The following is a 12025-nucleotide window of genomic DNA, read 5'->3' on the forward strand; positions in this document are numbered from 1 at the left end:
AGAGGATTTTCGACATTTTAAACGAAAGTAGTAATAGTTAAAGACGATATTGATGTATCCAGGAGGGGTAAGATGACTTATGAAATGGTAAACCCGAAGCTGCAAAGTATCATTGATAATATAGAGAAAGTCATGATTGGAAAGAGGAAGGTAGCGGAACTGAGTGTCGTTTCACTTCTGGCTGGTGGGCATGTATTGCTCGAGGACGTTCCCGGTGTGGGGAAAACGATGATGGTCCGTGCACTGGCGAAATCGGTGGGAGCGAGCTTCAAACGCATTCAGTTCACTCCGGATCTATTGCCTTCGGATGTGATTGGTGTGTCGATTTATAACCCGAAGGAAATGGAATTTACATTCAGGCCGGGTCCGATCATGGGGAACATTATTCTCGCGGATGAAATTAACCGGACGTCACCGAAGACCCAGTCCGCACTACTTGAGGGCATGGAAGAGAGCAGCGTGACGATCGATGGGATGACAAGGAAGCTTGATAAACCTTTTTTTGTTATGGCGACACAGAATCCGATTGAGTATGAAGGGACATATCCTCTACCGGAAGCGCAGCTTGACCGCTTCTTATTAAAGATGAAAATGGGGTATCCTGAACCGGAAGAAGAGATGGAGGTTCTTCATCGTGCTCAAAAAAACCCGCCGATCGATGAGCTGGAGCCTGTAATGACCTTGGAGGAATTGAGATATATTCAAGGGGAAGTGAAAGATGTAGTAGTCGATGACACGATCAAGAAATACATTGTGGAAATTGCGAATCGTACAAGGATTCATGCCAATGTTTACTTGGGGGCGAGTCCACGTGGATCCATCGCGTTAATGAAGGCATGTCAGGCTTATGCCTTTTTAAGGGGCAGGGATTATGTGGTTCCCGATGACGTTCAATACCTGGCACCTTTTGTATTCTCACACCGAATCATCATGAAATCTGAAGCGAGATATGAAGGTATCACTCCGGAAGAAGTAGTGGAAAGAGTGATGGCGCGTATCCCGGTTCCCGTACAAAGGCTTGTGAGATAGGATGAAGACGAAACTTCAATTTCTTAAACCCTTGGGGAAGTTTCTGCTGTTGCTCATTTTAGTGGGGATCTCGTTTTCTTACGCGATGTTCCAGGGAGGATTTGTCAGCTGGTTTTTATTTTATAGCTTTCTGCCATTCGCCCTGTATGCTGCTTCTGTATTCTTATATCCTCTTTCTGAGTTTTATGTAGAGAGGAGTTTCGAATCAAATGAGTACAAAGCGGGGGATGAGTTGAAGGTGACGATCACCCTTTCACGAAAGATTCCATTTCCTTTATTTTATATGGTGTTAGAGGATGTGGTGACAGATTCCGTTTTTCACCATTCCAGTTTTCAAAAGGCGAAAGCGATGATTCACCCTGGATTCAGAAAACGAATCAAGCTCACGTATTACATAGAAGAACTCCCCCGTGGAGAGCATGTTTTCTCTGCTGTCCGGCTCCGTGCGGGCGATTTCTTTGGCATATTTGAAAAGGAAGCATCTATCGATTGCACCAATAAGCTTCTTGTATATCCGGCGTTCGTCGATGTTCCTTACAGGCCTTTGGAAAATCGCTATGATCAAGGGATGACCACTTCAAATGTGAAGATTCAGAAGGACACGACGATGGCAACGGGTATACGTGATTATCAACCGGGGGATCGCTTCTCGTGGATACATTGGAAGACCTTTGCCAGAACCAATGAGCTGATGACGAAGGAGTTTGAGGAACGTCAATCCCACGATGTGCTGATGGTATTGGATCGGGAGGGTTCTCCTGCCTTTGAATCGATGGTGACATTATCGGCTTCGATGATTCGGTCCATTTTGAAAAAAGGGGCGCAGGTGGGACTGGTCTCGATTGGTGAGGATCATGTATCCTTTCCGATTCGCGGCGGTGAAGAGCATCAAAGTCAGCTATTCTATCATCTGGCGAAGGTCAGACAGGATAGTCCTTACGCTTTAGGAAAAGTACTGCAGGGGGAAGGGTTGAACTACTCCCAATCCGCAGCTGTGCTGTTTGTCACCTCGTCTGTTTCAAAAAAGATGATCATGAGTGTGAATCAGTATGCGAAGCGGAACAGTTCGGTTGTGATCTTTTTGGTGAAGCGTAAAGGGGACGCCTATACGGCCGAGGAGAAGTCGTTGAAAGCTTACGCCTCGTCCCGTGGCATTCGACTGAAGGTATGCTTTGAAGGTGACTTTTCGTCTGCTTTTGTGGAGGTGAAACGAGCATGAGTCATGAAACACCTAAACACCGATTTTTTACGATCATGATCTATCTGTTTGGGTTTCTGCTTCTTTGGGAATGGCTGAAGCCTCTTCAGGTAGTGACGGATACAGGGAGTTTGACGTATTTTGTGGTATTTATTGCTTTATCACTTGTCCTGTCCTATTTCAGGATTCACTATTTCCTGACAGCGGCGGTTAAGCTATCCTTTATTTTGTTTGCGATACATGGATTGTATTATTCAGGTTCATTTTTTACCTTTACATGGTTAGAGAAGTTTGGGGAAGACCTATGGCTGAATATCGGTTTGACAGTTGGGCGTGAATGGCCAAGTCTTTCGTTTGAGTACAGAAGCTTATTGTTCTTTGTTTTACTATGGCTGATGACGTATTTGCTTTATTACTGGTTATCGGTTAAAAAGACCATTCTCCTCTTTTATGTGATGACCGTGACCTATATTTGTCTGATAGATACGTTCACGATTTATGAAGGAGATCGGGCGATTATCCGAGTGGTCATTTTCGGCTTTTTGTTAATGGGCCTGTTGGCTCTCGAACGTTTGGTTCAAAGGGAGAACCTTCTTGGATCCAAGATGAGCAGGCACCGCTGGATTGTACCGCTAACGGTTATGCTTGGGGTGAGTTCAGTTGTTGCTTTTGCAGCGCCAAAGGCAGATCCTATCTGGCCGGATCCGGTTCCTTATATTCAATCCTTTGCAGAAGGAGCCGGGGGCAGTGGCTTGAACAAAGTAGGTTATGATGCAGATGATTCTCAGCTCGGGGGTCCCTTTGTCGGTGATCCTACTGTCATTTTTAATGCGGAAGTAACGAGAGAACACTACTGGAGAATTGAAACGAAGGATTTATATACAGGCAAGGGCTGGGAGCGATCCATTCCAGATGACCAGCTGGCCGCCACCCCTTTTGATTCAGAGGAAATGGTTCCCTTCACCACAAACGAACCGGATGGAGAACGAGAGGTGGAAACAGAGCGGGTAATGGTAGAACGAACCTATTCCCATGTTGTCTATCCTTATGGGATAGAAAGAATAATCGGAAATGAAGAAGGCTATTTCTCCTTTAATCCCGTTAACGAAAAGATTACAAGTTATGAAGGGGAAGACGAAGCCGTTAAATTAGAGGAGTATGAACTTTCCTATCGCTCTCCTTCCTATTCGCAGAAGAAGATGAAAGCAGCGAACGAAAGTCAGGAAATCATGCAGACTCCTGAATTTGTGGACCGTTATACACAACTTCCTGAAACGACTCCCCGGCGTGTGAAGGACTTGGCTTTTGAGATTACATCGGAAGAAGATAATTGGTATGACAAAGTAAGGGCGATCGAGAATTATTTTTCGAAAGAAGCTTATGTGTACGACCAATTTGACGTGCCGGTGCCTGAAGAAGGGCAGGACTACGTGGATCAGTTCCTATTTGAAACCCAGAGAGGGTACTGTGATAACTTCTCGACTTCCATGGTCGTGTTAGTCCGGGCACTTGGAATCCCGGCAAGGTGGGCAAAGGGATATACAGAAGGGGAATACAGTAGACAAGTGGATACGACGTATAAGCTGTATGAAGTGTCCAATAATAATGCTCACTCCTGGGTGGAGGTATTCTTCCCTGAGGTAGGGTGGGTTCCATTTGAGCCTACTGTTGGATTCAGTAATAACGTTTCGTATCAGTATGACCTGGATGTACCTGAGTCGGATAACAGCGAAGTTCCTGTTCCTGAGAAGGAGGAAACACCGAAACAGCCGATTCAACCTGAAGAGGATGATTCAAGAGCGGATGGAAGCGGTTTTTCTCTGTCCAAGCTTTGGGATGATATTCAAACATTCTTTGTGGAAAACTGGGGCAAGCTTGTCATGGGATTCATGCTCTTGCTTATCATGGGAATTGCTTTATACATCGTAAGAAGACGGTGGATGCCGTATGTCCTGATTCTCTACTATCGCAGAAAATCATCAGATGGCGCGTTTTCCGAAGCCTATCTTTCTTTAATCAAACAGCTTGAGAGATACGGACTGAAAATGGATGACGGGCAAACGTTGAGGGGATATTCGCGATATATTGACTCATTCTTTGGTACCCATGAAATGACGAGCCTGACCAATAATTATGAACGTATTTTATATGGTCAGAGGCAAGCGGAAGAAGATTGGACGAAGATGAGGGAATTGTGGGAAAATTTAATTAAAAGGACAACAGGTTGACCCTTTTTAAAACAAGGTATAAAATGATGTCAAATTCATAATAACGTTCGTTAGCATCCTTCGTATATCCTCGATAATACGGTTCGAAAGTATCTACCCGGTCACCTTAAATGACTGGACTATGAAGGCAGTGTTCTAATTTGACATCCCTGTATGCAAAAAACTGGAATTCTGCCTTTTTTTAAGGCGAAGTCTGGTTTTTTTTATTTTTTTAGGAATGCTAACAACAACAGGTACTATAAGGATGGAGTCCGTCCTGACCCATAAAAAACTGATGAGGTGAACTGAATGCTTGGTAAAGAAGAATTGCACAATCAAGAAATGATCGTCGTTTTGGACTTTGGAAGTCAATACAATCAATTAATCACGCGAAGAATTCGTGAGTTTGGTGTTTATAGTGAGCTCCACCCGCATACAGTTACCCTTGAAGAAATCCAGGAAATGAATCCAACCGGGATCATCTTCTCCGGGGGACCGAACAGTGTCTACGGTGAAGACTCATTCCGTTGCGATGAGCGTATCTTTGATTTGGACATTCCGATTCTGGGAATCTGCTACGGTATGCAGCTTATGACCATGCACTTCGGCGGGAAAGTGGAACGAGCGAAGCACCGTGAATACGGAAAAGCGGCTATCAATATTGAAAAACAATCTAAGTTATTCTCCAACCTTCCGGAAGAGCAAGTCGTATGGATGAGTCATGGAGATCTTGTCGTGGAAGCTCCTGCAGGCTTTAATGTGAACGCAACGAACCCTTCTTGTCCGATTGCTTCCATGAGTAACGAAGAAAAAGGGTTATATGCCGTTCAATTCCATCCTGAGGTACGTCACTCTGTGCACGGGAATGAAATGCTGAAAAACTTCGTATTCGAAGTGTGTGGCTGCACAGGCGACTGGTCCATGGAGAATTTCATTGAAATCGAAATGGAGAAGATCCGTCAAATAGTGGGAGATAAAAAGGTTCTTTGCGCATTAAGTGGAGGAGTGGACTCTTCCGTTGTGGCTGTTTTGATCCATAAAGCAATCGGTGATCAATTGACATGTATTTTCGTCGATCACGGCCTTCTTCGTAAAGGTGAAGCAGACAGCGTAATGAAAACCTTCTCTGATGGTTTTAATATGAACGTCATTAAAGTGGATGCACAGGACCGCTTCTTAAATAAATTGAAAGGCGTTTCTGACCCTGAGCAAAAACGTAAAATCATCGGGAATGAGTTTATTTACGTATTTGATGATGAAGCGACTAAGCTTAAAGGTATCGAGTATCTTGCGCAAGGAACTTTATATACAGACATCATTGAAAGTGGAACAGCCACTGCTCAGACGATCAAATCTCACCACAATGTTGGTGGACTGCCTGAAGACATGCAGTTCACACTTATCGAGCCATTGAACACATTATTCAAAGATGAAGTGCGTGCATTAGGATCTGAACTGGGTATTCCTGATGAAATCGTATGGCGTCAACCATTCCCGGGACCGGGTCTTGGAATTCGTGTGCTTGGTGAAATTTCTGAGCAGAAGCTTGAGATTGTTCGTGAGTCTGATTACATTTTGCGTGATGAAATCAAGAAAGCGGGACTTGATCGTGACATTTGGCAATACTTCACGGTTCTGCCCGACATCCGAAGCGTCGGAGTGATGGGGGATGCGAGAACCTATGACTATACGATCGGAATCCGTGCTGTGACATCCATTGACGGTATGACTTCCGACTGGGCCCGTATTCCTTGGGATGTACTGGAGAAAATCTCAACGCGCATCGTAAACGAAGTCGATCATATTAACCGCGTTGTGTATGATGTGACGAGTAAGCCACCTGCGACGATTGAGTGGGAATAGAAATTCATAGATTCTTGAATAGATAGATGACAGGCAGTTCCCGTCGAAGGTCGATTTTTAGAATTCGACAAAAAACGGGAAATGCCTGTCATTTTGTGTATAAAGCGAACATTAATATAAATTATAATAAATAATGTTCGTATTTTGTGTTGACGGTCATGGGTTGTGTTGGTACAATAGTACTGTAATCATAACAAAACATTATAATAGTATTACGTCGTATAATTTCGGGAATAGGGCCCGAGCGTTTCTACCAAGCTACCGTAAATGGCTTGACTACGAGGTGATTGTGAATAGGGCTGTTAAACATTTTTTTCATTTACCTATTCATCATGATCTTAACAGTCAAAGCCTTGAACTCTGGTAGTTCGAGGCTTTTTTTATGGAAATGCAAGATTCTGCGACGACTCAATAGGAGGAGTACAAGAATGAAAAATTTCTTTCAGTTTGACCAGTTAGGAACGACTTATAGAAGGGAAATCATCGGGGGATTAACGACGTTTCTTTCAATGGCTTATATCCTGATCGTCAACCCATTGACGTTAACCCTTCAATCCGTACCGGATCTTCCGGATAGCATGAGAATGGATTACGGTGCAGTATTCGTCGCTACGGCATTGGCGGCTGCGATTGGTTCCTTGATTATGGGTCTGATTGCGAAATATCCAATAGCTTTAGCTCCTGGTATGGGGTTGAACGCATTTTTCGCATACACAGTAGTATTGACGATGGGTGTCCCGTGGCAATCAGCGTTGACAGGTGTGTTAATTTCAGGTTTGATTTTCATCGTACTCACACTGTCGGGTATCAGGGAAAAAATTATTAACTCAATCCCATCTGAATTGAAGTATGCCGTGGGAGCGGGGATTGGACTTTTCATCACATTTATCGGTTTTCAAAATGCCGGAATCATTGTGAACAATGATGCAGTTTTAGTGGGACTTGGAGATTTAACAAATGGCTCGACTCTTCTCGCTATTTTCGGAATCATCATTACCGTCATCCTGATGACAAGAGGCGTTAAAGGCGGTATATTCATCGGGATGGTTGTAACGGCAATCGTCGGAATGATCGTTGGGTTAATCGACACGCCGGAAAAAGTAGTAGATGCAGCACCAAGTCTAGCTCCTACGTTTGGAGCAGCATTAGATCCTCTATTCAATGACGCGGGCAGTATTTTTACGATACAAATGCTTGTAGTGATTCTAACATTCTTATTCGTTGATTTCTTCGATACGGCGGGAACCCTTGTAGCGGTAGCCAATCAAGCAGGATTAATGAAGGAAAATAAATTACCACGCGCTGGTAAAGCTTTATTTGCTGACTCATGTGCAACAGTGGTAGGAGCAATCTTAGGGACATCAACGACCACGTCTTATATCGAATCTTCAGCAGGGGTAGCGGCAGGGGCTAGAACAGGATTTGCGTCAGTGGTAACGGCAGTCTTGTTCCTACTCTCGATTTTCTTCTTCCCGTTGCTTGCCGTCATTACATCGGCAGTAACAGCACCGGCACTTATCATTGTAGGGGTATTGATGGTTTCATCACTGGGTGAAATTGATTGGAAGAAGTTTGAGGTAGCTGTGCCTGCATTCTTAACAATCGTAGCCATGCCTTTAACATATAGTATCGCCACTGGTATCGCGATCGGATTTATCTTCTACCCTATCACGATGATCATGAAAGGTCGCGGGAAAGAAATCCATCCTATCATGTATTTCTTGTTTGTTATCTTCGTTCTGTACTTTATATTCTTAGTTTAAAACAAAACATTCTTTAAGCTGGTCTCTCGTAGATCAGCTTTTTCTTATTTTTTAGCGGAAAAGAGTGAAACATAAAAAGAGGAAACGGGGGAAGGTCTAGAGAAGATATACCTGTAGAGTAAGTATGAATTGAAAAAAGTGAGGGTTTTCGTTAAAATCATGGAATCGGATAGTGTCGAAAATGGTCGAAATTATGGGGAGAATGACGATGTCTACTTTAAATGTGAAAAAAGCTTTAAATAACAATGTATTAATTGCGGATCACGAGAGCTACGGTGAAGTCGTGCTGATCGGTAAAGGGATAGGGTTCAACCGTAAAAAAGGGGACCCCATTCAGAATGATATTGCAGAAAAAATGTTTGTGTTAAAAGGAGAGAAAGAGCAGGAACAGTACAAAAACCTCCTTCCTTTCTTAAATGATGATATGTCAAACGTCATTATTTCTGCCATCGAGTTAATCAGAAAAAGAACCAACTCTTTTCTAAATGAGCATATTCACATCGCCCTGACCGACCATATCCTTTTTGCGATTAACCGATTGATGAGAGGGATGGAGATCCGCAATCCGTTTCTGGTAGAAACAAGGACGCTGTATCCATTCGAATACGAAATAGCAAGAGAAGTGGTTGGTATGATCAATGAAATGACAGATGTTCATTTGCCGGAAGGGGAAGTGGGATTCATTGCCCTACATATCCATAGCGCCATGATGAACAAGGATCTGTCGGAAGTGAATCAACACTCCCAGTTGATTGGTCGCCTGACCACGATGATCGAACAACAACTGGATGTGAAGATTAATAAGGAAAGCGTCGATTATATGAGGCTTGTGCGCCACATTCGATATACAATAGAGCGGGTACTTAGGGGAGAACGCGTAGAAGAACCAGAAAAAATCGCAAAACTGTTGAAAGAGGAATACCCTCTCTGCTATAATTTATCTTGGAAGCTGATCAAGATGATGCAGCAAACATTACAAAAACCTGTCTACGATGCAGAGGCTGTATATTTAACAATGCATTTGCAGCGTATTCAGAGTAAAGTTAAATAAAGCACTTATCTTTCTTGCGTGTTACTGATACGATCAGGCATGAGTGAAGAAGATGATTGAAACGTATAGTTTGGGGTAGTCTATCCTTATACGTTCATTATCCTCTTTTCTCATGCCTTTTTTGTTTGCAACCATCATCTAATTAGTTGAAAAAAAGAACGAAATAAAAGGAGGAAACTTCATGTTTAAAAAGGCTTTTGGTGTTTTACAAAAAGTCGGTAAAGCTCTCATGCTGCCTGTAGCGATTTTGCCAGCTGCCGGTCTTCTGCTTGCATTCGGTAATGCATTGCAAAATCCGACGTTATTAGAAATCGCTCCATTCCTTTCAAACGGCGGCGTTGAAATGGTCGCAAGCGTCATGGAACAAGCAGGTGGAATTATTTTCGGTAACTTAGCCCTGTTATTCGCAGTAGGTGTAGCCATCGGGTTAGCCGGTGGTGAAGGGGTAGCTGGTTTAGCGGCTATCGTTGGTTTCTTGATTATGAACGTAACAATGGGAACAGTTGAAGGTTTAGGAATTGGGGATGTAACAGGTGATGGTGTAGACCCTGCATACGCACTTGTTCTCGGAATACCTACACTTCAAACCGGGGTATTCGGGGGTATTATCGTCGGGATACTCGCTGCGGCTATGTACAATCGTTTCTTCCAAATCGAACTCCCTTCATACTTGGGATTCTTTGCAGGTAAACGATTTGTTCCAATCGCAACGGCAGCTTCAGCGGTTGTATTAGGATTATTAATGTTAATAATCTGGCCTCCGATTCAAAATGGCCTAAATTCATTCTCTAACTTTATGCTTGGTGAAAACAGAGCATTTGCTGCTTTCATATTTGGTGTCATCGAACGTGCTCTTATACCATTCGGACTTCACCACATTTTCTACTCTCCATTCTGGTTTGAGTTCGGTACGTATACTTCAGAAGCTGGAAACGTTATTCGTGGAGACCAGGCGATCTTCATGAAACAGATTCAAGATGGTGTACAAGATCTAACTGCAGGTACTTTCATGACTGGTAAATTCCCATTCATGATGTTCGGTCTTCCGGCAGCGGCATTAGCGATCTACCATGAAGCAAAACCTGAAAGAAAAGCAGTAGTAGCCGGTATCATGGGCTCGGCAGCTTTAACTTCTTTCTTGACAGGTATCACAGAACCAATCGAATTCTCATTTTTATTCGTAGCACCGGTACTATTTGGTATTCATACTATCTTTGCCGGTTTATCATTCTTAACCATGCATCTATTAGATGTTAAAATCGGTATGACATTCTCAGGTGGTTTAATCGACTATATCCTATTCGGTCTAATCAACCCTCAAACAAACGCATGGATCGTTATTCCTGTAGGGGCAGTCTTTGCTGTCATTTACTACTTCGGATTCCGTTTCGCTATCCGTAAGTTCAATCTCATGACTCCTGGTCGTGAAGATGTAGATGAAGATGACGATGGATCACCGGCAAGTTCAGCTGGGGACCTTCCATACAATATCCTGGAAGCAATGGGTGGACAAGAAAACATCGCTCACTTAGACGCATGTATCACTCGTCTCCGTGTTTCTGTTAATGACGTGAAGAGTGTTGATAAGAAACGCCTGAAAAGATTAGGTGCTTCAGGAGTACTTGAAGTCGGAGACAACATTCAAGCAATCTTCGGACCCAAGTCAGACACGATCAAATCACAAATGCAAGATATCATCCGTGGGAAAGCTCCACGTAGAGTAGAAACAAGCGCAAATGAAGAAGTTGAGCAACAAATTGAAGAAGTGAACCCAGATGCACTTCAAACAACTGAAGAACAAAAGAACGAAAAATTCGTAGCTCCTATCACTGGAGAAATCAAAGACATCACGGAAGTTCCTGATCAGGTATTCTCAGGGAAAATGATGGGTGACGGTTTCGCGATCGTACCGACAGAAGGAACAATCGTTTCTCCTATCACAGGTAAAGTCGTAAACGTATTCCCGACGAAGCATGCCATCGGACTTGAGTCCAAAGCAGGCCGTGAAGTTCTGATCCATGTTGGAATCGATACGGTTAAATTAGAAGGTAAAGGATTCGAAGCGCTGGTAAAAGAGGGAGACCAGGTAGAAGCAGGTCAACCATTACTGGAAGTCGATCTCGACTACATCAAAGAAAACGCGCCTTCCATCATGACACCGATTGTCTTCACGAACCTTAAAGAAGGTCAACAAGTAACAATCGAGAAGTCAGGTAAAGTAAACCGTAACGACGAAAACATCATCAAGATTGACTAAAGAATAATTAAAACCCATTATCATTCTCTCAAGAGGAGAATGATAATGGGTTTTTTTGTTAGTTTGGGAAATTTAATAGTGGGAACAAAATAAGTATAGTTTCTACTATATAAATATGAGAGTCTCGGGTGAAAACCTTAAGAGTCTCGAATGCAAGGGTCTAAGCTGCGTTTTAGATGATGTAATCATTGGAGAGAGTAGAGTAGAAGAAAATAGGGAGTCTGAAAGTTTTTATAAAAACTCCCTTAAAAGTATTGACGTATTTCTAATAGATTGATATACTTTAAAAACCGTCGCAAGAGAGCAGCGGGTACATAACAACATGAAACAGGGATTGAAAAATTTTTGAAAAAAGTTGTTGACAAACACACTGCATTCTTGATATGATGGTCAAGTCGCTTCGAACAGAAACGACAAACATTGAACCTTGAAAACTGAACAAAACAAGACAATACGTCAACGTTAATTCTAGATTTATTTTTAAAGAGCTATTCAAACTTTTATCGGAGAGTTTGATCCTGGCTCAGGACGAACGCTGGCGGCGTGCCTAATACATGCAAGTCGAGCGGATTGATGGGAGCTTGCTCCCATCAATCAGCGGCGGACGGGTGAGTAACACGTGGGTAACCTGCCTGTAAGACTGGGATAACTCCGGGA

General features: G+C 43.1%; 7 protein-coding genes, 1 rRNA gene and 2 riboswitches. All 8 genes read left to right on the top strand.

The window, feature by feature from the left end; genetic code table 11:
- Nucleotides 1-72: 72 nt before the first annotated feature.
- Nucleotides 73-1029 (top strand): AAA family ATPase, encoded by a 957-nt coding sequence (locus ACOSV2_RS21295; protein ID WP_428976793.1) that lies wholly within the window; start codon nt 73-75, stop codon nt 1027-1029.
- Nucleotide 1030: 1 nt separating this feature from the next.
- Complete coding sequence (locus ACOSV2_RS21300) at nt 1031-2248, top strand: DUF58 domain-containing protein (protein ID WP_428976794.1); 1218 nt, start codon at nt 1031-1033, stop codon at nt 2246-2248.
- A complete protein-coding gene (locus ACOSV2_RS21305) occupies nt 2245-4455 on the top strand; it encodes a transglutaminase TgpA family protein (protein WP_428976795.1) in 2211 nt (736 codons plus the stop codon). Before ACOSV2_RS21300 ends, ACOSV2_RS21305 begins: the two co-directional genes overlap by 4 nt.
- Before the next feature lie 40 nt (nt 4456-4495).
- Nucleotides 4496-4597, top strand: a riboswitch (purine riboswitch).
- 146 nt (nt 4598-4743) lie between these two features.
- Entirely contained in the window at nt 4744-6297 is a 1554-nt protein-coding gene (gene guaA / locus ACOSV2_RS21310; protein ID WP_428976796.1) for a glutamine-hydrolyzing GMP synthase, read from the top strand.
- Nucleotides 6298-6494: 197 nt separating this feature from the next.
- Nucleotides 6495-6596, top strand: a riboswitch (purine riboswitch).
- Nucleotides 6597-6725: 129 nt separating this feature from the next.
- Nucleotides 6726-8060 (top strand): NCS2 family permease, encoded by a 1335-nt coding sequence (locus tag ACOSV2_RS21315; RefSeq protein ID WP_428976797.1) that lies wholly within the window; start codon nt 6726-6728, stop codon nt 8058-8060.
- A 208-nt stretch (nt 8061-8268) separates the two neighbouring features.
- On the top strand, nt 8269-9111 hold the full coding sequence (glcT, locus tag ACOSV2_RS21320; protein WP_428976798.1) for a glucose PTS transporter transcription antiterminator GlcT: 843 nt from the start codon (nt 8269-8271) through the stop codon (nt 9109-9111).
- A gap of 181 nt (nt 9112-9292) precedes the next feature.
- The gene (gene ptsG, locus ACOSV2_RS21325; protein WP_428976799.1) at nt 9293-11368 is read left to right on the top strand and encodes a glucose-specific PTS transporter subunit IIBC; all 2076 of its coding nucleotides are present in this window, start codon (nt 9293-9295) and stop codon (nt 11366-11368) included.
- A 500-nt stretch (nt 11369-11868) separates the two neighbouring features.
- Nucleotides 11869-12025: ribosomal RNA gene (locus ACOSV2_RS21330) — 16S ribosomal RNA — on the top strand; the annotation flags it as partial.

It is taken from the genome of Rossellomorea sp. DUT-2 (assembly GCF_052665285.1).

Coding starts and splice junctions, on each gene's coding strand:
- ACOSV2_RS21295 (WP_428976793.1), top strand. CDS start 73: ATGACTTATGAAATGGTAAACCCGAAGCTGCAAAGTATCATTGATAAT.
- ACOSV2_RS21300 (WP_428976794.1), top strand. CDS start 1,031: ATGAAGACGAAACTTCAATTTCTTAAACCCTTGGGGAAGTTTCTGCTG.
- ACOSV2_RS21305 (WP_428976795.1), top strand. CDS start 2,245: ATGAGTCATGAAACACCTAAACACCGATTTTTTACGATCATGATCTAT.
- guaA (WP_428976796.1), top strand. CDS start 4,744: ATGCTTGGTAAAGAAGAATTGCACAATCAAGAAATGATCGTCGTTTTG.
- ACOSV2_RS21315 (WP_428976797.1), top strand. CDS start 6,726: ATGAAAAATTTCTTTCAGTTTGACCAGTTAGGAACGACTTATAGAAGG.
- glcT (WP_428976798.1), top strand. CDS start 8,269: ATGTCTACTTTAAATGTGAAAAAAGCTTTAAATAACAATGTATTAATT.
- ptsG (WP_428976799.1), top strand. CDS start 9,293: ATGTTTAAAAAGGCTTTTGGTGTTTTACAAAAAGTCGGTAAAGCTCTC.